Origin of the sequence: Enterobacter sp. E20, assembly GCF_000801755.2 — a bacterium.
In the GTDB taxonomy this organism is placed as follows: domain Bacteria; phylum Pseudomonadota; class Gammaproteobacteria; order Enterobacterales; family Enterobacteriaceae; genus Enterobacter; species Enterobacter asburiae_B.
The window spans coordinates 2,394,281-2,417,923 of sequence record NZ_CP012999.1; the positions used below are offsets into that span (position 1 = coordinate 2,394,281).

The window sequence follows — 23,643 nt, forward strand, 5'->3', positions numbered from 1 at the left end:
CTCCTTAATGGCCAGAATGCGCGTCGTCAGCGGCTTCAGCGTGACGCATGCGCTCCAGCGCGCCGGTAATATTGGCCTCCGAGTCAATCAGGAACAGACCGCTGACCACTACCGACTCCCCCTCTTCCAGTCCGCTACCAATGCCGGACTGCTGCTGAGATTCATGCAGAACGTGGATCCTTTTAGGTACAAAATTCCCGTCCGCATCGACGGTAATCACGCGCTGTTCTTTACCGGTATCGATAACGGCCTGGGAAGGGATCAGCAGCATTTCCTGGCTTTGAGTATTCAGCTTCAGGTACGCGTTCATGCCCGGTTTCAGCAGCTCATCCCTGTTAGAGACCTGCAGGCGCACCTGCAGCGTACGGGTGGTTGGATCCACGCTCGGCAGAAGACTCCATTTATCAACCGGGAAGGATTTATCCGGATAAGCCGGTATCGAAACCGCAAACTGCGAGGTCTCTTTCAGCAGATAAGCAATGGATTCAGGCACTGCCGCGCCGATCCAGACCGGATCCATCCCCTGAATTTGCGCTACCACCTTATCTTTGGAAATATTCATGCCGGTACGCAGATCAAAGGCCGTGATCGCTCCGTCGATCGGCGCCCTGATGGTAAACCGGGTCTGAATAGTGCGGGTCGCACGCAGCCTCTGAATATCCTCATCCGGCATACCCGCCAGCCGAAGCCGTTCCAGAACCCCTTTGATTTGCGTCGGCGTTCCGCCGGTACCGGATAACAGCAGAAACTCGCTCTGCGCCTCTACCCAGTCAGGAATGGTTATATCAACGAGCGGCGTGCCTTTCTTCACCTTATCGCCCGTCGTCAGCGGGTACACTTTTTCCACAAAACCTTCCGCGCGGGCCTGCACAATGACAAACTGATAGTCGTTATAGCTGACGTTAGCCGGGATCGTCTGGGCATAATTAAGCGTTCCGCGCGTCACTTTTTGTGTTTTTAATCCCAAGTTCTGGACCTGCGTCGGGTCAATACGGATACCGGCACTGCTTTTATTGTCGTTTTCATCCGCATATTTCGGTACCAGATCCATATCCATAAACGGCGATTTGCCGGGCTTATCGAATTTAACGTCTGGCTTCATTGGGTCATACCAGAAAAGCACCTTTCTTTCTGGTGCGCTATTTTCTGTTTTTTCAAATGAATGAATCGCCTGCCGTGCCGTCACCGATATCAGCCCTCCCGCAATAAGGCTGCTGGCTATCACGGCGGCATATTTTATTTTTACTGAGGCCATGCCGCGTCTCGCTATTTAATGCTCTTGAGTAAAGAGAGATTGCCCTGCTGAACAAACGAGAAATTCACGTGGTTACCGATTTTTAAGGCATTGATACTCTCGTCAGCCTGAATAAAGGTAAAACGCATGGTCATCGCGGGCCAGCCAATTTCCGGGATCGCTTCATGGGAAATCGTGACTTTTTTATTTGTGAGATCAATGTCCTTCACGATGCCGATTCCCGTGATGACCTGCTCTGAGGTCCCTTCGCTGGCAGCACTCATCATATCGTGCTGATGAACTTCAGCCTGGAGGCCGGCAGAAAACACAATGGAGATTGCACCAAATACAACGGCCTTAAGTGAATTGCGCATGGTTATTTTCCTGTTTAATTAAATAAGATTATTCGACCCAACCGCCGCCGAGCGCGGTGAAGAGATTAATTTCATTAACCTGCCGGGCATAAATAAGGTCGAGAATATTTTGCTGGGTAGAGAAAAGAGAACGCTCCGCGTCAAGCACTTCGATATAGCTGACCGCGCCGCTGGAATATAACCCTCTGGCACGTTGAAGCGTGATGCGGAGCGAATCCAGATACCGCTGTTGTGCAGCAAGCTGCTGGTTAATGCTGTCCCGCAGCGCGAGCGCGTCGGCAACCTGTTTAAAGGCGGACTGAATTTTTTGCTCGTAATTAACCACCGACTGCTGCTGGCGAATTTCGGCCAGCTTCAGGTTGGCCTTATTTCTGCCCGCATTAAAAATGGGAATTTCGATTTTAGGAATAAAATTCCACATCCCGCTCCCGGACGTAAAGAGGCTGGACAACTCCGTGCTGCCCGTTGAAAGCCCGCTGGTCAGGGAAATAGACGGGAAAAAGGCGGCGCGCGCCGCGCCGATATTCGCATCGGCCGCTTTAAGCTGATACTCCGCCTCCATAATATCCGGACGCTGCAGCAGTATCGCGGAGGAAAGATGAGGAGGCAGTTTTACCGGCGCAACGTCGCTGGCGTTCATGCCGCCGTCACCCGGCAGCGCGCGATACGTGCCGAGGACCAGCTGCAGGGCGTTATTGGCCTGCGCCAGCTCCCCCTCTCTTTTGGCAATCTCTGCCTGCGTGCTTTCGATCTGTCCCCGGGCCTGTTCCAGCGCCAGGACGTTCGTACTGCCCGTCACCAGCTGCTGCTCAACGAATGCATAAGACTGCCGGTAATTGTTCAGCGTATCCTGCGCGATACGCAGCTGTTTATACGCCAGCTGCTGGTTGAAGTAGCTCTGGGAAACGTTAGAGACGAGAAGGATATGCACCGCGCGACGGGCCTCTTCGCTCGCGAAATAGTTTTGTCGGTCGGCATCGCTCATATTCTTCAGCTTGCCGAAGAAATCGAGTTCATAGCTAAGCGCAAGGCCCGCGTCGTACTGCTGCGCGGTGGGTTTGTCACTTTTCAGCCCGCCGCTGTACGTGATGCCCGAGGAGGCATTCAGCTGAGGGTAGCGATCCGCATCCGTCACGTTGAACTGCGCCCGGGCCTCTTCGACCTTCAGGGCGGCCATTTTCAGATCGCGATTATTCTTCAGGGCCTCCGTAATCAGCCCGGCAACCTGAGGATCAACGAAAAAGTTGCGCCAGCCGGTATCCTGATACCCTGCCGCCGCGGGCGTCAGGCCGTTACGGGAGAGCGAAAACTGCCGGGGGACAGGTGCTTCCGGCCGCTGGTACTCCGGGGCCAGCGAGACGCAGCCTGCCAGAATAAATACCGTACTGATGCTTAGTCGTTTTAACAGGAACATAACGGTTCAAATAAAGTCCAGAGTAGTTTTAGGGCTACTCTACGCAACGCATCCTGTTTGACGGGTGACAGGATAATGACAATGTTGTCATTTTTAGCGTAAGTCATTGTTAACGGCGGTACGCTCACTAGAATGTCATCAGCAGCCAGTCAGGGGAGCACGATGAAAATACTGATCGTCGAAGACGAAATGAAAACCGGTGAGTACCTGAGTAAGGGGCTGACTGAAGCGGGGTTTGTGGTGGACCACGCGGATAATGGCCTGAACGGCTACCATCTCGCCATGACCGCTGAATACGATCTGCTGATTCTGGATATCATGCTGCCCGATGTGAACGGCTGGGACATTGTCCGCATGCTCCGCTCTGCGGGAAAAGGGATGCCCATCCTGTTACTCACGGCTCTCGGCACGATTGAACACCGGGTTAAAGGGCTTGAGCTGGGCGCGGATGACTATCTGATTAAGCCATTCGCTTTTGCCGAGCTGCTCGCCCGGGTGAGGACGCTGTTGAGACGCGGAAATACGGTGATCGCGGAAAGCCAGCTTCAGGTGGCGGACCTGACGGTTGACCTCGTGTCGAGAAAAGTAAGCCGGGCCGGAAGCCGCATCTCGTTAACCAGCAAAGAGTTCAGCCTGCTGGAGTTTTTCCTGCGTCATCAGGGAGAGGTGCTTCCCCGCTCCCTGATTGCCTCCCAGGTATGGGACATGAATTTTGACAGCGACACAAACGCAATTGACGTGGCGGTAAAGCGGCTTCGGGCGAAAATCGATAACGATTTTGAACCGAAGCTGATCCAGACGGTGCGCGGCGTGGGCTATATGCTGGAGGTGCCGGATGCGCGTTAAGCTTCCCGGGCGCCCTTTTTCGCTTGCCCTGCGGCTGACCTTTTTTATCAGTCTCTCCACGATACTGGCCTTTTTCGCCTTTACCTGGTTTATGCTGCATTCCGTTGAAAAGCACTTCGCCGAGCAGGATGTCAGCGACCTGCAGCAAATCAGCACCGCGATGCACCGCATCCTGCAGTCTCCGGTCGATCCTGACCAAAAGAAAATCAGTAAAATCAAAGAGTCTATCGCCAGCTACCGCAACGTGGCCGTCCTGCTCCTGGATCCGCAGGGCAATATCCTGTTCAGCTCGGCGCAAGGGGCAGCACTGCGCCCTGCGATGAACGCGGCGGACTTCAGCGAACACCGCCGCGCGCAGGATGTGTTTCTCTGGACGGTTGAAGACCCTGCCGCAAACATGCACGCCGGGTCCGACATGAAAATGGAAACGTACCGGATTATCGCCTCTTCAGGCACGGCGACGCTGCAGGGCAAAACGCAGGGCTACGTGATGCTGATCGGGCTCTCCATCAATTTTCATCTGCACTACCTTGAGGCGCTGAAAAAGAATCTCCTGGCGATTGCCGCGGCGATCAGCCTGCTGATTATTCTTGTCATTCGCATCGCGGTTCGTCAGGGACATTTGCCCCTGCGTAACGTCAGCAACGCCATTAAAAATATCACTTCAGAAAACCTCGACGCGCGGCTGGAGCCGTCCCGCGTGCCCGTTGAGCTGGAACAGCTGGTCATCTCCTTCAACCATATGATCGAAAAGATTGAAGATGTCTTTACCCGTCAGGCGAATTTTTCCGCCGATATCGCGCATGAAATCAGAACCCCCATCACCAACCTGGTGACGCAAACGGAAATCGCGCTGAGCCAGAATCGCTCGCAGAAAGAGCTGGAGGATGTTCTGTACTCCAGCCTTGAAGAGTACAACCGGATGACCCGCATGGTCAGCGACATGCTTTTCCTGGCGCAGGCGGATAATAACCAGCTCGTCCCTGACCGGGTGGTGTTTGATTTAAGTGCGGAGGTCATGAAAGTCTTCGATTTCTTCGAAGCCTGGGCGGAAGAACGCAACGTTACGCTGAAATTTAACGGGATGCCCTGCCTGATAGAAGGCGATCCGCAGATGTTCAGAAGAGCAGTAAATAATCTGCTCTCCAATGCCCTGCGCTATACGCCAGCCGGGAAAGCGGTGACGGTCTCCATCAGAGAACAGGATAACGACGTTGAACTGATGATAGAAAATCCCGGTACGCCGATCCCGCAAGAGCATCTGCCAAAGCTGTTTGACCGTTTCTATCGCGTCGATCCGTCAAGGCAGCGCAAAGGCGAAGGCAGCGGGATCGGGCTTTCCATCGTGAAGTCCATCGTCTCCGCGCATCACGGGAAAGTCCGGGTGGAATCGGATGCGGTATCGACGCGCTTCATCCTCATCGTGCCGGGAAAAGTGGCCTGAGCGTCAGCGCACGGCCCGACACACTTCCAGTACTTTTTCCCTGAGCCATCGATGTCCCGGGTCCCTTTCCATGCGCGGATGCCACATCTGTGACACCGTAATGGTCCGGGTTTTAAACGGCAGTTCAAAGACGTGTACGCGCTCGTTCATCGGCTGATTGAGCAGGTACAGCGCCGGCACCATGGCAATCAGATCGGACGCCAGCGCCACGGATAGCGCCGTTGGAAATCCGGGCACCACGCTGGCGACCTTGCGTTTCATCCCCCGTTCCGCCAGCGCGTCATCGACAAACCCGTGTAGCGATCCGTCCGGTGAGGCCACCACGTGGCCCCACGCGACATAATCGTCAAGACTGACGTCAGGCCGTAATGACAGCGGATGTCCCTTACGCACCGCGCCAACAAACCGATCCTCAAAGAGCCGTTGCAGCCGTATTTCAGGCCCCATATTGCTCTGCACGCCGATCTCCAGGTCGACCAGCCCTTCGCGCAAATAGCGCGACGTTTTTTCAGGTTTTGGCGAGAAGCGGATGCACACCCCGGGCGCAACGCTCGCCACCGCCGCAATCAGCAGTGGCCCAAACGCCACCACAAAACCGTCGTTGGCTCTGATGGTGAACAGCCGCTCGAGACTTTCAACCTTCAGCGCGTCGGTGGAGGGCTGCAGCACCGCCCTCGCCTCATGCACGGCAGTTCTGGCGCGGTCCCGCGTGGCTTCTCCCCAGGGCGTCAGCACCATATGACGCCCGGCCCGCACAAGAATAGGATCGCCGGTCACCTCCCGCAGCCTGCTCAGGGTGCGGCTCATGGCGGAGGTGCTGAGGTTCAAACGTCGCGCCGCGCCCGCCACGCTGGCTTCGGCCAGCAGAACGTCGAGCGCAACCAGAAGGTTAAAGTCAGGATCGGACACGGTGACTCCTAAGATAAGGCGTTATACGCAATGATTCAGTGCAGCTGATGCGTCTTCCGCCCTGTATACCGCATGCTTATAGTTTCGTCATCACTATTCTTATGCGGAGTAACGACGATGACGCTTTTTTCAAACCTGCCCGGTGATGAAGGCTTACCCGGTCATGAACGCGCCCGGGTCATGGCCGCCGTCATGACCACCACGCTGATGGGCGTCTTTGACGGCACCATGATCAACATCGCGCTGCCCTCCATGGCAAGGGAGATGCAGGTACCCGCAAACGTTGCGGTCTGGTTCGCCAACGGTTACCTGCTGTCAGCGGCAATGACGCTAGCCATCTTCGCCGCGCTGGCGGCGCGCGTGGGCTATCGCCCGGTGTTTCTTGCCGGGCTTGCCACCTTTACGCTCACCTCGCTCGGCTGCGCGCTGGCAGCGACGCCGGAAATGTTAACCGGCATGCGTATTCTGCAGGGCATCGGCGGCGCGGCCACCCTGAGTATCGCCCCGGCAATCCTGCGATCCGTTTTTCCAGGTCGACTGCTTGGCCGTATTCTGGGGCTGCACGCCCTGCTTATCGCCTCCAGCACGGCGATTGCCCCCGTGCTGGGCGGAACCATACTGGACGCGCTGAGCTGGCAGTGGCTGTTCGCCATTAACATTGTTCCGGGCAGCGTCGCCCTGCTGCTGGCATGGCGGGCCTTGCCGCGGGAAACGGCCGTTGACCGCTCGCCCTTTGACGCGCCGGGCGCCGTGCTCTCCGCCGCGCTGTTAGGTTCAGCAATCATGCTGGCCGACAGCCTTCAGCACGTGACGCAAAACATCAACCAGGCGGCCACAGGCTGGGGGCTGCTCGCGCTGGTCAGCGCCCTCGCCTTTATCTGGCGGATTCGGCGCGCGCGAAGTCCCATCCTGCCGCCCGTCATGTTTAAAAACGGACGCTTTACCCTCGCAGCCCTGACCTCGCTGGCCTCGTTTGTCAGTCAGGGCATCACCTTTGTCGCGCTGCCGTTTCTGTTTCAGAGCGTGTATGGCTACAGCCCGGTGGTCTCCGCGCTGCTGTTCACCCCGTGGCCGATTGGCATCGTGCTGATCGCGCCGCACGCGGGGCGATGGGCAGATACGATTTCCGCGCCGCTGATCTCGACAATCGGGCTGATGATTTTTGTCTGTGGGCTGGTCCTGCTGGCGACGTTGCCGGAAAATCCTTCCGCATGGAATATCTGCTTGCGCAGTCTGGTTTGCGGGATTGGGTTTGGCTGCTTCCAGAGCCCCAATAACCGGGAGATGCTCTCTAACGTGGCGCGAGAATATGCCAGCTACGCCTCCGGCGTGTTGTCGATTGTAAGGACATTCGGCCAGTGTCTCGGCGCCGCCGCGGTGGGCGTGCTGCTTGCAACGACCGAATCAGACCATGACCGGGCCGTGCATCTGGCGCTATGGATAGCCGTGATAGCCTCGACGGGATCGGTGTTGTTTAGCGTGAGCAGGCTGAGCCCTGCGGTTCGGGCGTCAGCCTAGACTGATGCAGCACCTTGCAGCGCAGCGCGTTCTTTTACTTCAGCGCCAGCAGCGCAAAGCTCGCCAGCCAGTGCCCGCCGCTGTAGTGGCTGCCGACCACATGCTCAACGCTTGCCGTCAGGTGTTTCGTCACCGCCTCGCGCAGCGCCTGCTGCGCCGGATGGTTTGCGGGAAGCGCTCTGGCAATATGCTTTATGCACCAGGCGCGGCTGAGGTTTAACCCATCGAGATGGGCAATTTTCGGGTCGGTACGGTCGCTCACTTCCGCCGGGTTCATCAGCGCCGCAATGGTGCTCGCCTCCGGGAGAAACGCGTCAAACCAGGCCGGGAAGTCCTCCAACACTTTGCTCATCAGCAGCGCTTCCGTCAGCGCGCCGGAAATATACTCATCACCGCCGGGCTCGTAGTGGGCCGGATAGCGCGTGTCGGCGAGATAAAACCGCTCCGCCGCCGTGACAATCGCCTGCTCAAGCGCGCTATCTTCTACTGCTCGGGCGTAGTCCAACCCAAGCGCGAGGGCAAACGCCGTGTTGTAGTGCGTCCCGACGCGGATCGGATAGGTGAGCTTGCTGAGGTAATCCACCAGCCGGTTACGAATATCCTGGGTTAACGGCTCAAGCGTCCGGTACCAGACTGCGGCCTGCGGCAGCGACGACTGCTTTAGCTCCTGGGCCAGCGCCAGCAGCCAGCCGTAGCCATACGGGCGCTCAAACGAGGCGCGGAACGGCGCGGTGAAATAGGCCAGCTCCTTCGCCACGTTCTCTTCCGTCAGGTGCTCGTCCACAAGCGCGACGATCGCGTCACGGCTCGGCAGATCCGGGTAGATACGCACGCAGCGCAGCAGCAGCCAGTAGCCGTGCACCGCCGAGTGCCAGTCGAAACAGCCGTAGAAAATGGGGTGCAGTTCGCGCGGCGGCAGAACGTCACCATCATCATTCAGCAGGTGCATGATGTGGTTCGGGTATTCCTGGCGCAAATAGGTCAAAGGCATGCGGGCAAACGCGTCAGCCTGATGTTGCGTTAATTCCATAACAGCTCCTTAGCGAAACACGAGGAAATACATGAGGAACACGTTCACCACCAGCAGGGTTAACGCGGTCGGGATCTGGATCTTGATCACCTGATATTTGTCTTTCAGCTCCAGCAGCGCGGCGGGAACAATATTGAAATTCGCGGCCATCGGCGTCATCAGCGTGCCGCAGTAGCCCGCGTACATGCCAATCGCCAGCAGCGGCGCCGGGTTGCCGTGATGCACGTTGATCAGAAACGGCAACGCTATCCCCGCGCTCAGCACCGGGAAGGCCGCAAACGCATTCCCCATGATCATGGTAAACAGCGCCATCCCCACGCAGTAAATCACCACCAGCATAAAGCGGTTATCCGGGTTAACGAACAGGCTCACCACCTTCTGCACCGAGTCACCGGTATTGGCCGCCACGAACACGCCGCCGAGCATGGCCAGCATCTGCGGCAGGATCACCGCCCAGCCGATGGTGTCGACAAGACGGCGAGACTGACGAATGGCGTGCAGCGGCGTGCCTTTGGTTAGCCACCAGCCGGTGAGGATCGCCGCGACGCAGGCTACGCACAGCGCCGCCAGGGTAAGCTGTTTCTGATCGAGCAGGAACACGCCGCCAACCGACACGCCCTTCAGGAACAGGGTGCCTATAACCGTCACCACCGGGATCATCAGCGCGGGCAGGAACAGCCAGTTTTTGAGGCGGTTTGACGAGGCGAGACGTTCGTCTTCGGTCGACATTTTATAGTGCCCTTTTCCGACCAGACCAAAACCCGCCAGCAGTGCGATAGCGATAACGCCGCCGCCAACGATCCGGTACGCCAGCGATTTACCCAGCTCCTGCACCATCAGGTCACCGAACAGGAAGATCCCGCCGAATAAGAACCAGAACAGCGCGGTGGTAAAACGCTTCGGATTGGCGCGATCGCGCAGGGTCATCACAACCAGCAGCATCACGACGAAGCCGATCAGGTAGTACACGCGGTTAATGGTGATAAGCGTCATCATTGCGCGGCCTCCCGCGTGCTCTGCTCCGCGCGCCAGGCCATGACGTCGCGACGGATGCTGGCATCCAGGCGCAGCAGGCGCGTCATATGAATAACTAATGCCGCAATGGCGGTTGGGATGGCCCACAGGCCGATATGCAGCGGTTCGATGCCCTGAATGCCATTCTCTTTCAGGAACGCGTCGATCAGCAGCACCGCGCCGAAGGCAATGAAGATATCTTCCCCAAAGAAGACCGCAATGTTGTCACACGCGGCGGCATGGGCTTTGATTTTGTCGCGGATGTGCTGCGGCAGCTCGCCGTATTCGTTTAGCGCCGCCCCTTCGGCCATCGGCGCCAGCAGCGGACGCACCGTCTGGGCATGACCGCCCAGCGACATCAGCCCCAGCGCGGCGGTGCCTTCACGGGCGACAAAATAGAGCATCAGAATACGCGCCGAGGTCGCGCTGGCGATCTTCGCCACCCAGGCCTGGGCACGCTCCTTGAGCCCGTAATATTCCAGCAGACCAATCACCGGCAGGATCAGAATGAAGGTCGCCAGCGATCGGCTATTCACGAACTTTTCGCCAAAGGTCTCCAGCAGCATCCCGAAATCCATACCGACCAGCAGACCCGTCGCCAGCCCCGCCACCACGACCACCAGCAGCGGGTTGAAGCGCAGTGCAAAACCAATAACCACGATCGGTATCCCGATCAGCGGCAACAGCGTAGTACCGTCCATAACGTTTACCCTATCCAAAGTGAGCGTTGCGCGCCGACGGCTATTTTTTTATTTTGCGGCGAGCGATGTTGTGTTTTTCGACAGGTTTCGGAAAACCTGCGCTAAAAAGCTATATCTGAACCTCAAAAACATGTAAACAAATTATCAATAAAATGTTCTTATTTTATCGATGAGTTTACATTTCTGGCTAAGGAACGTTATGACCTCGGAAAAGAGTGCTACACCCCCTCACGACGATATCAACGACGGCCGAATCGTCTCGTCCCGCCACCTGGTGTCCGAGCGCTGCGCGGAACTGTCAGAGCTGGAGTACGCGCTGATCATGACCAGTAACGCGTTCAATAAATGGATGGTGCGCTGCATGACCGCAGCCGGCGAGCCCGATATGGGCGCATTTGACGTCTCGCTGCTGCATCACGTGAACCACCGCGACCGCAAGAAAAAGCTGGCCGATATCTGTTTCGTTCTTAACGTGGAAGATACCCACGTGGTGACCTACGCCCTGAAAAAGCTGGTCAAAGCGGGCTACGTGACGAGCGAGAAAGCGGGCAAAGAGCTCTTTTTCTCGACTACCGAGGAAGGGAAAGCGTTGTGCATGAAGTACCGGGACGTGCGGGAGGCGTGTCTGATCGCAATCCACGCGGAGAGCGGCATTGCCGGGAAGTCGATTGGCGAGACCGCGCAGCTGTTACGCACGATCTCCTCCCTGTATGACACCGCCGCCCGCGCGGCGGCATCACTCTGAAGCTAAGGACGTCTGAAGAGGGTAATACTGCGTCCGGCCAGTTCGTACTCTACGGTGTCGGTGAACGCTGTCCCGGCGGCAGCGTCCTCTGCCGTAGACAGCTCCAGCACCCATCCCCCTTCGCCAAACTGCGGGATCTGGAACGGCACGGTGCCTTCAAACGGGTTGAACAGCATCAGCACGTCGTGCCAGATGCCGTCCTCCTGCCTGAGATCTGGCCTGCTGATGGAGACGCCGAGCGTCGAGCCTTCATCCCACTGCTCGGCCTGCTGCGGGCCGCCGCCGGCATTGAACCAGCGGATCTCCAGCCCGTCGCGCCAGCTTTCACGGCGCAGCAGCGGCTGTTGCGCGCGAAGGGCAATGAGCCGTCGGGTAAACTCGCGCAGCGCAGCGTCGTTTTCGGTTATCCCGTTCCAGTCGATCCACGAGATCTCGCTGTCCTGGCAGTAACCGTTGTTATTACCCTTCTGCGTGCGGCCAAACTCGTCCCCCGCCAGCAGCATCGGCGTGCCGTGGGAAAACAGCAGCGTGGTCAGGAAATTCCGCTTCTGCCGTTCGCGGGTAGCAATAATATCCGGGTTCTCCGTCGGCCCTTCTTCGCCATAGTTGTACGAGCGATTATCGTTATGCCCGTCGTTATTGTCCTCGCCGTTGTCGGCGTTGTGCTTCTCGTTGTACGACACCAGGTCATTCAGCGTAAAGCCGTCGTGAGCGGTGATGAAGTTGACGCTGGCCCACGGACGACGCCCGCGCAGGTCGTACAGATCCCCGGATCCCAGCAGCCGTGCGGCAAAGTCGTTGGAGACGTTATCGCCCTTCCAGTACTCGCGTACGGTATCGCGGTATTTGTCGTTCCACTCACCCCAGCCCGGCGGGAAACCGCCAACCTGATACCCGCCGGGACCGATGTCCCAGGGTTCACCAATCAGCTTAAGTCTTGATAACACCGGATCCTGAGTCATGGCGTCGAAGAAACCGCCGCGCGGGTCAAACCCTTCAGGCTCGCGGCCAAGAATCGTCCCCAGGTCGAAACGAAAACCGTCAATATGCATCGACTCCGCCCAGTAGCGCAGGGAGTCCATCACCATCTGCAGCACGCGCGGGTGCGAGGTGTTGACCGTATTTCCCGTCCCGGTGTCGTTGATGTAGTACCGGTGCTGGTCCGGCAGGGTGCGGTAATAGCTGTAGTTATCAATCCCCTTAAACGAGAGCGTAGGGCCAAGCTCATTTCCTTCCGCAGTATGGTTGTACACCACGTCCAGAATCACCTCGATGCCCGCATCGTGATACGCGCGCACCATGTCGCGAAAGCCCTGGATCCCCGCCGGGCCGTAGTAGCGCGACGCCGGAGCAAAAAAGCCGAGGGTGTTATAGCCCCAGAAGTTCTTCAGGCCGCGATCGAGCAGATGCTGGTCGTCCGGGAACCAGTGAACCGGCAGAAGCTCCACCGAGGTGATGCCAAGACTCTTGATGTAGTCGACCGAGGCTTTGTGTCCCATCCCCTCAAACGTGCCGCGCAGCTCCTGCGGGATGGCCGGGTTCATCTGGGTAAAGCCCTTCACGTGGCTCTCATAGACGACGGTATGCGGCCAGGGCACGTTTGGCCGGCTGTTGTCCTGCCAGTCAAAGGCGTTCGGGTCGATGACCTTGCACTTCGGCGTGAACGGCGCGCTGTCGCGCGTGTCAAAGCTGAGATCCAGTTCATCATTTCTCAGCTCATAGCCGAAATGGGCGTCGTTCCAGTCGATATCGCCCACCAGTTCGCGGGCGTAGGGGTCGATAAGCAGCTTGTGTGGGTTAAAGCGGTGACCGTTTTCCGGATCGTAAGGGCCGTAGACGCGATAGCCGTACAGCGCGCCGGGCTTCAGGTCCGGCACATAGCCGTGCCAGACCTCATGGGTATATTCCGGCAGTTCCAGCCGGGCGATTTCGTTTTTCCCGGACGGATCAAACAGACAGAGCTCCACCCGCTCGGCGTGAGCGGAGAACAGCGCGAAGTTGACGCCCTTCCCGTCATAATTCGCCCCCAACTGCTGGCCATGACCGGCCCGAATTTCAAACGTAGTATCCTTTGCCATTTTCGTTCTCCACGATTATTCGCAGGTAAGCAGAACCAGTACACATCCCTTTTCTGACGTTAAATTCAGCGTCTCTTGTAGAATGCGGCTCTCACCGCTGAACAGATCCCGATAGCGTTTCCCGGCCAGTTCTTCCGGTATCGCGACCCTGGTATTGACCCACAGCTGATGATTATCGGTGACATCAAAAACCAGACGCGGCACGGCGACAATCAGCGCCTCCTCGTCCTTAACGCGGGCATAGACAATCAGGTTCTCCTCGCGCTCGCCGGAGACCTTAAGCGGCAGCCAGTCGCCGTAGCGGAAAAGCGCGTCGTAATGCGGACGCAGCCGCAGCAGCGTGGCGGTGACGAACTGCTTAACGCGCCCGTCTCGCCAGCAGGCCGGGTTATCAAACACCGTGGCATCCGCCGCGCTGAGGTTGTGCACCAGCGCGTTGAAGTCCGGCTCCCGTCGGTTATCCGGGTCGACGAGGCTAAAGTTGAGCGCCTCGCTGCCCTGATAGATATCCGGCACGCCGGGAGCCGTCAGCTTGATTACCGTCTGGCTGAGGCTGTTCATCAGCCCGGCGCGGATAAAGGGCTGCATCGCCTCGCTAAAATCCTGCAGGAACAGCGCGTTGTCCGGCGAAAGCAGATGCCGCGCGTAGCTCAGCACCACGCTCTCATAGCTCTCGTTGCTGTCGATCCAGTCGGTGCGCTGTTTTGCCTCGCGCAGCGCTTTCTCGAGGAAGCCGATGAATCGCGCGTCGAGTGCTTTAAGCCCTTCGGCGTCTTCCGGTGACTGCGTGGCGGGCCAGACGCCCGCCAGCGCCTGATAGATCATCCAGGTATCGGCAGCGTTCGGCGCGGTACCGTCATTGAGAAAACGCACCTGAGTCTGGTTCATCTGTCGCCAGCGGGCCAGATTTTCCCCCCAGCGTTCCGGCGCTTCCGTCAGGGTGTAGAGACGCGCCCGGGCGTCTTCCCCGCGCTTGGTATCGTGCGTGGAGGTGCCCAGCAGCGCGTCGGGCTGTCGGGCGAGACGAATGCGCATCTCCTGGTGGAAGCGGGATAATGAAAACGCGCGCGGCGTCGGGTCGGCGCCCACTTCATTGAGCGCCAGCTCGAGGTTGTGGCGAAAGAACAGCGTGTCTTCAACGGACTTCGCCATCAGCGGCCCGGTAAGCTGCTGGAAGCGGGTTCTGAAAAGCGCGGCGGACCCGCGGCAATCTTCCGGCAGGTCGCCGGTAAGAATGCGCACAATCAGGCTCAGCGGCGCTTCAGACGTCTCCACGCTGGCGATCACGCGGTTAAGCAGCGCCACGTCCGGCGGGGTTAATCCTTCCCGGGTGCCGTAGGTGCGGTAGACCGGAAAGGCGATAAGCAGCTCGCGCAGCGCGTGGCGGATCTCCTCGCGCGGTAGCGCAATCTCATTGCGGCGTGCCAGATCGTCAGCAAGGTTAAGCAGCGTGGTGAATTCACCCTCAAAATTGCGATCGGTCATCAGGCCCTTGGCATCGCGCAGTTCCGCGTGGCGATCGACCGTTATCCCCAGCGTTTCGTCGTGGATGGTCTCCAGGCGCGACAGGTTATCGTCGTCGACCAGCACTTCCGCCAGCGAGGCGATAAACTCGTAGCCGGTGGTGCCGGATACCGGCCAGTCGGCGGGGAGCTGTTCTCCCTTCGCGAGGATTTTTTCAACCGTGATGTAGCAGTCGGGCCCGGTTTTCTCCCGCAGGCGCTGCAGATACCCCAGCGGATCGGCCAGGCCGTCGACGTGGTCAATGCGCAGGCCGTCCACCACGCCCGCGTGAACCAGCTCCAGGATCAGCCGGTGCGTATCGTCGAAGACCGCGTCGTCTTCAACCCGAACGCCGACCAGCCCGGTGATCTCAAAGAAGCGCCGCCACGAGAGCTGCTTCGGCGCTTCCCGCCAGGACATCAGCCGCCAGCTTTGCGCTTCATGCAGCTCAGCTATGCTCTTATCCTCGCTGTACGTGCCGGGGTTGAGCGGATACTCGGCGTCGTAGTAAACCAGCGCGACCTTGTTCGTGACAGGGTCACGTTTAAGGGCGATCGCACCCTTCTCCAGCTCCGCCTCAAAGGTGTCGCCGAGGAACGGCAGCGTCAGCGGGCGCGACCCGTCGATATCGAAATAGCGGAAATAGCGGCTCTGCTGGCCGTATTCAATCACGTCCCGCCACCAGGCATTTTCCAGCGAGGTGGACATATGGTTCGGGACAATATCCAGAATCAGCCCCATGCCGGCCTGCTTAAGCGCTGCCGACATGCGGTCGAAACCGTCTCGTCCGCCGATCGCGGGGTCAATTTCATTCGGGTTGGTCACGTCATAGCCGTGGGTGGAACCCGCTGTGGCGGTAAATACGGGCGATGCGTAGAGATGGCTGATGCCGAGATCTTTCAGGTAAGGCACCAGCGCCGCAACGCGGTCGAAGGTCATGCCATTACGGAACTGAATACGGTACGTGGCGGAAGGGATCATAACGATGCTTCTCCATCAGCAAAGCGAACGACAATACCGTTCGGCGGTAAAACGTCAGCGACTTCCGGCCAGGCAAAGCGCGTCTCACCCGCGAGATCGGGCAGCACGACGGGCTTACTACCGATATTCAGCGCCAGAGAGAGCGTCCCCGACGGGAAATGCCAGCTCACCGCCACCATGCCGGGCGCGGTCTTGATTACCTTGCTCTCAACGGCGCCGCCATGACGCAGAAGCGGAACGATATGGCGATGACGCAGCGTCAGCAGGTGGCGCGTGAAGCGCAGCCACGTTTTGCCTTCGTCGGAGGCAATCTTATTCCAGTCGAGTTTTGAACGGATAAACGTGTTCAGGTCGTTCGGATCCGGGACGGTTTCATCGTGCCCGGCATGGCCGGTAAACTCTTTTGCGCGCCCTTCCCGCACCGCCTTTGCCAGATCGCCGTGAAAATCGGTGAAAAACAGGAACGGGTGCGTTTCCCCAAACTCCTCGCCCATAAACAGCAGCGGGATATGGGGAGAAAGCAGCAGCGCGGCAAGCAGCACCCGCGTCTTGTCGGCTCCGGCCAGGGTGATAAGCCGTTCGCCCTGGGCGCGATTCCCGGTCTGATCGTGGTTCTGAATAAAATCGACGAAGAACTGCGGCGGCTGCGTCTGGCACTCCACCCCGCGGGATTCGCCGGTTTGCAGCGAAATCTCGCCCTGGTAGACAAAGCCTTCCGCCAGCGCCCGGGCGAACTTTTTCTCCGGCTCAAAGGCAAAATCCTGGTAGTACGCGTGGGTCTCGCCGGTGGCAAACACGTGGGCAGCGTTGTGGAAGTCATCATTCCACTCGGCGGTGAACAGCGGCGTATTGCCCTGTTCATCGCGCGGATGCAGGAAAATCACGTTGCGGCTGTCTTCCGTGGTCAGGTGAACGTGACGGTGCGGGATCGCGTCGCGGATTTTTGCGGCAATCTCCTCCAGAATGTGCGTCTCCGAGGAGTCTTTAATCTGGTCGATGGCATCAAAGCGCAGGCCGTCCAGACGGTACTCCGTCAGCCAGTAGAGGGGCGCATCGGTGATGTACTGCCTCACCGGCTCGCGTTCGTAAGCGATGCCGTTGCCCCACGGCGTCATCCGCTGTGCATCAAAAAACGCGGGCGACAGCAGCGGCAGATAGTTCCCCTCCGGGCCGAAGTGGTTGAGCACGATATCCAGCACCACGGAGAGTCCCAGCCCGTGCGCGGCGTCGATAAACGCGTGGAAATCCTCCGGCGTACCGTAGGCAGAGTGCGGGGCGTACAGCAGCACGCCGTCATACCCCCAGCCGCGTGTTCCGCCAAACTGAGAGACGGGCATCACTTCAAGCTGGGTAATACCAAGCTCTGCCAGATACGGTAGCTTGTCGATGGCGGCCCGGAAGGTGCCCTCCGGGGTAAACGTGCCGATGTGCAGCTCGTAGATAACCGTGTCTTCCCACGGCCGCCCTGCCCAGTCCCGGTTGACAGGCTGATAGCGTTGGGGATCGATAACGATGGAGGGGCCGTTAACGTCGCCTCTTTGCGCGCGCGAGGCGGGATCGGGCACCGTCATGCCGTCCTGCAGAACAAATTGATATTCTGCACCGTGCGTGACGCCGGATACGTCTGCCTGAAACCAGCCGTCGCCAGCTGCCGTCATCGGCACGTCGGCGGCGGCCAGACGTAGCGTAAGTTCTTTCTGTCCTTCTGCCCAGACGCGAAAACGTACAACGTCATCGGAAATAAACTCAGCACCCCACTGCTTTTGAAATGTCCTGAATTCCATTCATTGTCCTCGAATGACCCACATTTTACGCGGAACGAAGTACAAGCTTAGTTCAGGATTAAAAGTGTGTTAGGCCAGCGGATTTAACCGCTTCGTCTATTCTTTATGAAATAACTCACTACCGGGAATACTATGCAGATTCGAAAAGGACTCAATACCGACCTCGCTCGCCTTGAATGCTGTGACTTTTCTTTCACCATTAGCCACATTGCGCGAGAGCCCTTTATCCACTGCGATTTGCATATCGAAGCCGTCGCTGAGCCCTGGATTAAAACCTACGAGCTCGATATCCAAACCCTTGAAAACCACTGCGTTAATCCGGACGCCATATTTCTTATTGCCGAAACGGATGACGGGGAAATTGCCGGATTTATTACCGCGTCTATCGGCTGGAATAAGTTTATCTCGGTGGATTACATTGCCGTGGAGCGCACGAAACGCAGAACCGGCGCCGCGCAAAAATTAATGGCCGCCGCGCACGTCTGGGCCCGCAGCGTAAACGCGCCGGGATTACGGCTTGAAACACAAAATGTGAACGTCTCTGCCTGTCTGTTTTACCGCAACTACGGGTTTACCCTGGGCGGATACGATCGTTATCTCTACAACGCCTTACCGGAAAAGGACGAAGTCGCCCTGTTCTGGTATTACATGCTGGTCTAACGGCGCGGCCTTCATATTTCTGTCATTGAATTTCATTACGCTTTCGGGATTTTAACCAGGGTGTTGAGGAAAAAAGTGTGAATTCAATGGCTAAGGCATTACTGCTGGCATTACCTGTTTTGAGTGCAACGGCAGCGGCGACGGCCGCCGGGGGCGAGCTGTGTGAACCCAAAGCGTACGAAATGGCGCTGCGCTATCAGCAGAAATCGGCAGAGATCGTGGCTCTTCAGCTGCAGACGTATCGGTTTGCCACCGAGCGTTTCAACGAAAAGTTAAAAGAGCTGAAAACGCCTGAAAATTACGCCGTGGTAATGGACCTGGATGAAACGGTGCTGGATAACACCCCTTTGCTGGTGCGCGACACCGAGCAGTGTCACGACTATACAAAATGGGACACCTGGAGCGACTGGGAAAAACAGGGAAAACCCGGCTTAATTCCGGGCGCGAAGGCGTTTCTTGACCATGTGAATCAAAGCAAGGTCCGTATCTATTATGTCTCGGACCGCATGCAGGAAAATAAAGCCGATACGCTCAGGACGTTAAAAGCCCTGGGACTTCCGCAGGTGTCCGATGAAAGCGTGCTTCTGGACACGGTCAGCAAGGAAGAGCGTCGCCAGAGCATCCTCAAAAAGCAGCAGATCGTAATGCTGTTTGGCGACAGCCTGCCGGATTTCGCCGTGCAGTTTAAAAATAAAAAGCCGAGCGAGCAGCAGCGCGAGCTGGTTGAAGCCAGCGCGGAACACTTCGGAAACGACTGGATTGTGCTGCCAAATGCCGCTTATGGCTCCTGGTCCAAAGCCACGCCGGACAGCTGGAACGCGCCGCTGAAAAAATAAGGTCTTACGGGCCGGGAAAGGCAGCATCGCCACCCGGCTTCTGCGTTGTGCTATCCACCGCGTTTATAGGTCCTATCATTTCTGGGCAGGTTCTTATAATTTTACGAAGAAGTAAGATGAGCGCTTTCAAAGGAGACTCGTATGCTTACCGTGAAAAAACTTGCCCTGTCCACGCTGATTTCCAGTTCATTGCTTTTCTACCCTGCGCTGCAGGCGTTAGCAGAGACGCCCCAGCACGTCGTTAAACAACCGGCGGGCGGATACAGCGTTCAGGTCGGCGACGTTCTGGTCACCTCGTTTACGGACGGGACCGTCGCGCAGGATCTGCACAAGCTGCTGCGCCGGACAACGCCGCAAAAAATCGATGCGCTGCTCGCGAAAAATTTCCAGACCAACCCGCCTGAGGTATCCATCAACGCGTTCCTGATTGCGATGCCCGGACATAAAATCCTGGTCGATACGGGCTCAGGCCAGCTCTTTGGCCCCGGCAACGGCGGACGTCTGATTGAGAGCCTCGCCACCCAGGGGATTAAACCCGAGGACATTACTGAAGTCCTGCTGACCCACGCCCACTCCGATCACGCGGGCGGCCTGGTGAAAGACGGCAAGGTGGTGTTCAGCAACGCGCGCGTTTTCGTTGGCAAACCGGACGTCGACTTTTTCTTTAACGACGAGAATCAGAAAAAAACCGGCTACGGCAAGAACTACTTTGACGTCGCGCAGAAAACCTTAAAACCCTATCTTGACGCCGGTAAAGTGGTGCCGTTTAGCGGCACATCTGAGATTCTCCCGGGGCTGACCGGCACGGTTCATCCCGGCCATACGCCGGGTTCAGCCTTCTACACGCTGACAAGCAACGGCGAGAAGATCACCTTTGTCGGCGACATCATTCATGCCGCGGCGGTTCAGTTCCCGCAGCCTGACGTGACCATTACCTACGATGAAGATCAGAACAAAGCGGCAGGCGTGCGCGAACACGCGTTTGCCGACTTTGTGAAAAATAAAGACCTGGTTGCCGCGCCACATCTGCCGTTCCCGGGTATCGGGTATGTCACCAAAGGCGAAAACGGCGGCTATGCCTGGGTCCCTGTGACCTATACCAACCGGGACGCCGGCAGCGCGAAATAAAATGACGCCCGTCTCTGACATGGACATCGACCTGATCCTGACCCTGGACGCCCTGCTTCAGGACAGGAATATCACCCATGCGGCCGCGCGGCTGGGCATCAGCCAGCCCGCGCTATCCGCCCGTCTCGCGCGTCTGCGAACGCTGTTTGGCGAACCGCTGTTTATTCCCTCCCCACATGGACGTGGGGTGCTACCGACGCCGCGAGCGGAAGCGCTTAAGCCGCAGGTAGAGAGCGTGCTGCGCGGCATCAGCGCGATGTTTTCTCCCACCACGTTTGATGCCCAGACCAGCACCCGAACCTTTGTTATCGCGCTGCACGAAAACCCGGCGCTGATGCTGGGCACCGGGCTGCTTAACCAGGTGGGTACCGAAGCTCCAGGTATTCGCCTGCGCTTCGCCCTGCCACAGATGTCCGAACTGCCGCAGCAGCTTGAAAACGGTGATGTGGATATCTACATCGGCGTGAGCGCGGGTGCTCATGACGGCTGGGTGAGACGCAAACTGCTCGACGATACGTTTGCCACCGCCCAGCGCAAAGGCCATCCGCGCGGGACCGGAGAGTTAGACCTGGAAAGCTACTGCGCGCTTTCTCATCTGGTGGTGTCATCGGCGGGGGATCCGTTTACCGGCTTTGTCGATCAAACCCTGGCCGGGCTGGGCTACCAGCGGCACGTCGCGATGTCCACGCAGAGCTACGCCATGGCGCCTGCGCTTGTTGCCGGTACCGACCTGGTGTGCACCCTGCCGGAACGGATGCTGAAACAGTTTGCCGGCACGCTGGATCTCTTTGCGCCGCCGCTGCCGCTCCAGCCGATTACCATCTACATGTACTGGCACCCGAAAAACAGCCAGGATCCGGCGAATGCCTGGCTGCGCGAGCAGCTGCTGCAGGCCGCCGGGCGTCAGGTATGATCGAGGGTAATCAGGAATTTTTTAAGCACTTCTGAGCGAATAATCCGGTGGCAAACCAGCGTCAGCTCGCTTTCCCGGAGCCGGTCGAGGATGTCCACGTAAACCACATTCTCGAGGCTCACCGCCTTTGCCGACGCGGGCAGCAGCGCCAGCCCAAACCCCGCCGAGACCAGGCTTATCACCGTGGGCACGTCGGTCGCGTTTTGCACCACGTCCGGCTGAAAGCCCGCCCCGCTGCAGGCGTCATAAAAGTACTGTTCCAGCCCCATTCCCTCCGGGTCGCGCAGGGAGATCCATTTTTCGTCCTTCACCGACGAAAGCGTCAGCGCGGAAGATCCCGCCAGCGGGTGCTGACGATACAGCGCCAGGACCGTTTTCTCTGACGTGAACGGGCGGCTTTGCAGATCGTCAGGCAGCGACGGCAGCGGCGCCCGGATAATAGCCACATCGAGCTGGTTGCTCTGCACGGCCGCGTAGAGCGTCTGCACGTTTCCCGTCACCAGCGACATGGTAATGGCCGGCCAGCGCGTATGCATCTGGCGCAGCGCGGCGGGCAGCCTGCCGTCGAACATCGCGCTCGACACGCACCCCAGGTTTAATACCCCCTGCTCGCCCCGTGCCGTTTGCCTGGCGTCCAGAACCGCCTGCTCGGTCAGGGAGATGGCGAGCCTGGCTTTAACCAGAAACGCTTCACCCGCGGGCGTCAGGGTTAAGCGGCGGTTCGCCCGGCTAAAGAGCGTGACGCCTAAACGTTCTTCCAGCGCCTTTATCTGCTGGCTCAGGGCCGGTTGCGCCATGTTCAGACGCTCAGCGGCCCGGTGCATGTGGAGCTCTTCGGCCACCACGATGAAATGGCGCATCTGACGAAACTGCACGGAACGCTTCCTTTTTTGATATGAGTTTACTTATCAATTTAGCAGTAATGATGCAATTGATGCTATTGGTCATTGCCATAAAAATGGAGGTATTCAAAACGAGGGAGGAAATTATGGAAAACCCGATCAACGATCTCCGCAGCGCCATCGCCCTGCTTCAGCGCCACGAAGGGCAGTATCTTGAAACCGATCATCCGGTCGATCCCAACGCGGAGCTGGCGGGAGTCTACCGCCATATCGGCGCGGGAGGCACGGTAAAACGTCCAACGCGTACAGGCCCGGCCATGATGTTCAACAGCGTGAAGGGCTATCCGGGCTCCCGCATCCTGGTGGGCATGCACGCCAGCCGCGAGCGCGCGGCGCTGCTTCTGGGCTGCGAACCCTCTGAACTTGCAAAACACGTCGGCCAGGCGGTGAAAAAGCCGGTTGCGCCGGTTGTCGTTCCGGCCTCGCAGGCGCCCTGCCAGGAACAGGTTTTCTACGCAGACGACCCTGACTTCGACCTGCGCAAGCTGCTTCCGGCCCCCACAAACACGCCGATTGATGCCGGCCCGTTCTTCTGTCTGGGGCTGGTGCTGGCAAGCGATCCGGAAGACAGCTCGCTGACGGACGTCACCATTCACCGCCTCTGCGTACAGGAGCGCGACGAGCTTTCCATGTTCCTTGCCGCCGGGCGCCATATCGAAGTTTTCCGCAAAAAAGCCGAAGAGGCCGGAAAACCGCTGCCGGTGACGATCAACATGGGGCTCGATCCCGCCATCTATATCGGCGCGTGCTTTGAGGCCCCCACCACGCCGTTTGGCTACAACGAGCTGGGCGTCGCCGGGGCGCTGCGCCAGCAGCCGGTCGAACTGGTGCAGGGCGTGGCGGTAAAAGAGAAAGCGATCGCGCGGGCGGAAATCATCATCGAGGGCGAACTGCTTCCGGGCGTGCGCGTAAGAGAAGATCAGCACACCAATACCGGCCACGCGATGCCGGAGTTCCCGGGCTACTGCGGCGAGGCGAACCCGTCCCTGCCCGTGATCAAAGTGAAAGCCGTGACCATGCGAAACCACGCGATCCTGCAAACGCTGGTGGGACCGGGGGAAGAGCATACCACCCTGGCCGGTTTGCCGACGGAGGCCAGCATCCGCAATGCCGTTGAAGAGGCGATTCCGGGCTTCCTGCAAAACGTCTATGCGCATACCGCGGGCGGCGGTAAATTCCTCGGGATCCTGCAGGTGAAAAAACGCCAGCCGTCAGACGAAGGACGTCAGGGACAGGCGGCGCTCATTGCCTTAGCCACCTATTCGGAGCTGAAGAACATCATTCTTGTCGACGAAGACGTGGATATTTTCGACAGCGACGACATCCTGTGGGCGATGACCACCCGCATGCAGGGCGATGTCAGCATCACCAATATTCCGGGGATCCGCGGCCACCAGCTGGATCCGTCCCAGTCGCCGGATTACAGCACCTCAATTCGCGCAAACGGCATCTCCTGCAAGACCATCTTCGACTGCACGGTGCCGTGGGCGCTGAAGGACCGCTTCGAGCGCGCGCCGTTTATGGAGGTGGATCCGCGTCCGTGGGCGCCGGAGCTGTTCGCGGATAAGAAATAAATAGCTGAAAAATTTAATAAGGTCACTCTGGCTTAAGCCGGGTGACCTTTTATTA

20 protein-coding genes are annotated in these 23,643 nt (G+C 58.3%); 9 read left to right on the forward strand and 11 right to left on the reverse strand.

Going from position 1 to position 23,643, the window contains the following annotated elements; translation table 11 throughout:
* Positions 1 to 4 precede the first annotated feature (4 nt).
* Genes NI40_RS11305 through NI40_RS11315 form a run of 3 tightly spaced genes read right to left on the reverse strand, consistent with a single transcriptional unit; the run spans position 5 to position 3,022 of the window.
* On the reverse strand, positions 5 to 1,255 hold the full coding sequence (locus tag NI40_RS11305) for an efflux RND transporter periplasmic adaptor subunit (protein WP_039262442.1): 1,251 nt from the start codon (positions 1,253 to 1,255) through the stop codon (positions 5 to 7).
* 11 nt (positions 1,256 to 1,266) lie between these two features.
* Complete coding sequence (cusF, locus tag NI40_RS11310) at positions 1,267 to 1,608, reverse strand: cation efflux system protein CusF (RefSeq protein WP_039262441.1); 342 nt, start codon at positions 1,606 to 1,608, stop codon at positions 1,267 to 1,269.
* A gap of 28 nt (positions 1,609 to 1,636) precedes the next feature.
* On the reverse strand, positions 1,637 to 3,022 hold the full coding sequence (locus NI40_RS11315) for an efflux transporter outer membrane subunit (RefSeq protein ID WP_039262438.1): 1,386 nt from the start codon (positions 3,020 to 3,022) through the stop codon (positions 1,637 to 1,639).
* Positions 3,023 to 3,184: 162 nt separating this feature from the next.
* Here NI40_RS11315 and NI40_RS11320 point away from each other — a divergent pair, with 162 nt between their 5' ends.
* Both NI40_RS11320 and NI40_RS11325 read left to right on the forward strand, forming a co-directional pair.
* Positions 3,185 to 3,868, forward strand: coding sequence for a copper/silver response regulator transcription factor (locus NI40_RS11320; protein ID WP_039262437.1), 684 nt, complete (start codon positions 3,185 to 3,187; stop codon positions 3,866 to 3,868).
* The gene (locus tag NI40_RS11325; protein WP_039262436.1) at positions 3,858 to 5,312 is read left to right on the forward strand and encodes a Cu(+)/Ag(+) sensor histidine kinase; all 1,455 of its coding nucleotides are present in this window, start codon (positions 3,858 to 3,860) and stop codon (positions 5,310 to 5,312) included. The genes NI40_RS11320 and NI40_RS11325 overlap by 11 nt, the downstream gene beginning before the upstream one ends.
* Before the next feature lie 3 nt (positions 5,313 to 5,315).
* Here NI40_RS11325 and NI40_RS11330 read toward each other — a convergent pair whose 3' ends face one another.
* Positions 5,316 to 6,221: a LysR family transcriptional regulator gene (locus NI40_RS11330; protein WP_039262434.1), complete on the reverse strand. Its 906-nt coding sequence runs from the start codon at positions 6,219 to 6,221 to the stop codon at positions 5,316 to 5,318.
* A gap of 117 nt (positions 6,222 to 6,338) precedes the next feature.
* Between NI40_RS11330 and NI40_RS11335 the strand changes: the two genes are divergently transcribed.
* Positions 6,339 to 7,739, forward strand: coding sequence for an MFS transporter (locus NI40_RS11335; protein WP_039262433.1), 1,401 nt, complete (start codon positions 6,339 to 6,341; stop codon positions 7,737 to 7,739).
* Between the two features lie 34 nt (positions 7,740 to 7,773).
* Here NI40_RS11335 and NI40_RS11340 read toward each other — a convergent pair whose 3' ends face one another.
* Genes NI40_RS11340 through NI40_RS11350 form a run of 3 tightly spaced genes read right to left on the reverse strand, consistent with a single transcriptional unit; the run spans position 7,774 to position 10,484 of the window.
* The gene (locus NI40_RS11340; protein ID WP_039262432.1) at positions 7,774 to 8,769 is read right to left on the reverse strand and encodes a DUF2891 domain-containing protein; all 996 of its coding nucleotides are present in this window, start codon (positions 8,767 to 8,769) and stop codon (positions 7,774 to 7,776) included.
* 9 nt (positions 8,770 to 8,778) lie between these two features.
* Positions 8,779 to 9,765 (reverse strand): DUF979 domain-containing protein, encoded by a 987-nt coding sequence (locus NI40_RS11345; RefSeq protein ID WP_039262431.1) that lies wholly within the window; start codon positions 9,763 to 9,765, stop codon positions 8,779 to 8,781.
* On the reverse strand, positions 9,762 to 10,484 hold the full coding sequence (locus NI40_RS11350; RefSeq protein ID WP_039262430.1) for a DUF969 domain-containing protein: 723 nt from the start codon (positions 10,482 to 10,484) through the stop codon (positions 9,762 to 9,764). Before NI40_RS11350 ends, NI40_RS11345 begins: the two co-directional genes overlap by 4 nt.
* 199 nt (positions 10,485 to 10,683) lie before the next feature.
* On the opposite strand from NI40_RS11350, the gene NI40_RS11355 reads away from it, so the two are divergent.
* A complete protein-coding gene (locus NI40_RS11355) occupies positions 10,684 to 11,229 on the forward strand; it encodes a winged helix DNA-binding protein (protein WP_039262429.1) in 546 nt (181 codons plus the stop codon).
* A gap of 2 nt (positions 11,230 to 11,231) precedes the next feature.
* On the opposite strand, the gene glgX is transcribed toward NI40_RS11355, so the two are convergent.
* Genes glgX through treZ form a run of 3 tightly spaced genes read right to left on the reverse strand, consistent with a single transcriptional unit; the run spans position 11,232 to position 17,575 of the window.
* The gene (gene glgX / locus NI40_RS11360) at positions 11,232 to 13,307 is read right to left on the reverse strand and encodes a glycogen debranching protein GlgX (protein WP_039262427.1); all 2,076 of its coding nucleotides are present in this window, start codon (positions 13,305 to 13,307) and stop codon (positions 11,232 to 11,234) included.
* Positions 13,308 to 13,322: 15 nt separating this feature from the next.
* On the reverse strand, positions 13,323 to 15,791 hold the full coding sequence (gene treY / locus NI40_RS11365) for a malto-oligosyltrehalose synthase (protein WP_039262426.1): 2,469 nt from the start codon (positions 15,789 to 15,791) through the stop codon (positions 13,323 to 13,325).
* Complete coding sequence (gene treZ / locus NI40_RS11370) at positions 15,788 to 17,575, reverse strand: malto-oligosyltrehalose trehalohydrolase (protein WP_039262424.1); 1,788 nt, start codon at positions 17,573 to 17,575, stop codon at positions 15,788 to 15,790. The genes treY and treZ overlap by 4 nt, the downstream gene beginning before the upstream one ends.
* Before the next feature lie 132 nt (positions 17,576 to 17,707).
* Here treZ and NI40_RS11375 point away from each other — a divergent pair, with 132 nt between their 5' ends.
* From NI40_RS11375 to NI40_RS11390, 4 genes are all read left to right on the forward strand, one after another.
* Complete coding sequence (locus NI40_RS11375; protein WP_039262423.1) at positions 17,708 to 18,235, forward strand: GNAT family N-acetyltransferase; 528 nt, start codon at positions 17,708 to 17,710, stop codon at positions 18,233 to 18,235.
* Positions 18,236 to 18,321: 86 nt separating this feature from the next.
* Positions 18,322 to 19,071 carry a 5'-nucleotidase, lipoprotein e(P4) family gene (locus tag NI40_RS11380; RefSeq protein ID WP_226852640.1) on the forward strand — a complete coding sequence of 250 codons (750 nt, stop codon included), beginning with the start codon at positions 18,322 to 18,324 and terminating at the stop codon, positions 19,069 to 19,071.
* Between the two features lie 141 nt (positions 19,072 to 19,212).
* The gene (locus tag NI40_RS11385) at positions 19,213 to 20,199 is read left to right on the forward strand and encodes an MBL fold metallo-hydrolase (protein ID WP_039262421.1); all 987 of its coding nucleotides are present in this window, start codon (positions 19,213 to 19,215) and stop codon (positions 20,197 to 20,199) included.
* 1 nt (position 20,200) lies between these two features.
* On the forward strand, positions 20,201 to 21,112 hold the full coding sequence (locus NI40_RS11390; RefSeq protein ID WP_039262419.1) for a LysR family transcriptional regulator: 912 nt from the start codon (positions 20,201 to 20,203) through the stop codon (positions 21,110 to 21,112).
* Here NI40_RS11390 and NI40_RS11395 read toward each other — a convergent pair.
* Positions 21,103 to 21,987 carry a LysR substrate-binding domain-containing protein gene (locus NI40_RS11395; RefSeq protein ID WP_039262418.1) on the reverse strand — a complete coding sequence of 295 codons (885 nt, stop codon included), beginning with the start codon at positions 21,985 to 21,987 and terminating at the stop codon, positions 21,103 to 21,105. The genes NI40_RS11390 and NI40_RS11395 overlap by 10 nt on opposite strands.
* Positions 21,988 to 22,100: 113 nt before the next feature.
* Between NI40_RS11395 and NI40_RS11400 the strand changes: the two genes are divergently transcribed.
* Entirely contained in the window at positions 22,101 to 23,588 is a 1,488-nt protein-coding gene (locus tag NI40_RS11400; protein WP_039262417.1) for a UbiD family decarboxylase, read from the forward strand.
* Positions 23,589 to 23,643 lie beyond the last annotated feature (55 nt).

Excerpts from the sequence above, each read along its gene's own strand:
- NI40_RS11305 (WP_039262442.1), bottom strand. The coding sequence starts at position 1,255 with ATGGCCTCAGTAAAAATAAAATATGCCGCCGTGATAGCCAGCAGCCTT.
- cusF (WP_039262441.1), bottom strand. The coding sequence starts at position 1,608 with ATGCGCAATTCACTTAAGGCCGTTGTATTTGGTGCAATCTCCATTGTG.
- NI40_RS11315 (WP_039262438.1), bottom strand. The coding sequence starts at position 3,022 with ATGTTCCTGTTAAAACGACTAAGCATCAGTACGGTATTTATTCTGGCA.
- NI40_RS11320 (WP_039262437.1), top strand. The coding sequence starts at position 3,185 with ATGAAAATACTGATCGTCGAAGACGAAATGAAAACCGGTGAGTACCTG.
- NI40_RS11325 (WP_039262436.1), top strand. The coding sequence starts at position 3,858 with ATGCGCGTTAAGCTTCCCGGGCGCCCTTTTTCGCTTGCCCTGCGGCTG.
- NI40_RS11335 (WP_039262433.1), top strand. The coding sequence starts at position 6,339 with ATGACGCTTTTTTCAAACCTGCCCGGTGATGAAGGCTTACCCGGTCAT.
- NI40_RS11340 (WP_039262432.1), bottom strand. The coding sequence starts at position 8,769 with ATGGAATTAACGCAACATCAGGCTGACGCGTTTGCCCGCATGCCTTTG.
- NI40_RS11345 (WP_039262431.1), bottom strand. The coding sequence starts at position 9,765 with ATGATGACGCTTATCACCATTAACCGCGTGTACTACCTGATCGGCTTC.
- NI40_RS11350 (WP_039262430.1), bottom strand. The coding sequence starts at position 10,484 with ATGGACGGTACTACGCTGTTGCCGCTGATCGGGATACCGATCGTGGTT.
- NI40_RS11355 (WP_039262429.1), top strand. The coding sequence starts at position 10,684 with ATGACCTCGGAAAAGAGTGCTACACCCCCTCACGACGATATCAACGAC.
- glgX (WP_039262427.1), bottom strand. The coding sequence starts at position 13,307 with ATGGCAAAGGATACTACGTTTGAAATTCGGGCCGGTCATGGCCAGCAG.
- treY (WP_039262426.1), bottom strand. The coding sequence starts at position 15,791 with ATGATCCCTTCCGCCACGTACCGTATTCAGTTCCGTAATGGCATGACC.
- treZ (WP_039262424.1), bottom strand. The coding sequence starts at position 17,575 with ATGGAATTCAGGACATTTCAAAAGCAGTGGGGTGCTGAGTTTATTTCC.
- NI40_RS11375 (WP_039262423.1), top strand. The coding sequence starts at position 17,708 with ATGCAGATTCGAAAAGGACTCAATACCGACCTCGCTCGCCTTGAATGC.
- NI40_RS11380 (WP_226852640.1), top strand. The coding sequence starts at position 18,322 with ATGGCTAAGGCATTACTGCTGGCATTACCTGTTTTGAGTGCAACGGCA.
- NI40_RS11385 (WP_039262421.1), top strand. The coding sequence starts at position 19,213 with ATGCTTACCGTGAAAAAACTTGCCCTGTCCACGCTGATTTCCAGTTCA.
- NI40_RS11390 (WP_039262419.1), top strand. The coding sequence starts at position 20,201 with ATGACGCCCGTCTCTGACATGGACATCGACCTGATCCTGACCCTGGAC.
- NI40_RS11400 (WP_039262417.1), top strand. The coding sequence starts at position 22,101 with ATGGAAAACCCGATCAACGATCTCCGCAGCGCCATCGCCCTGCTTCAG.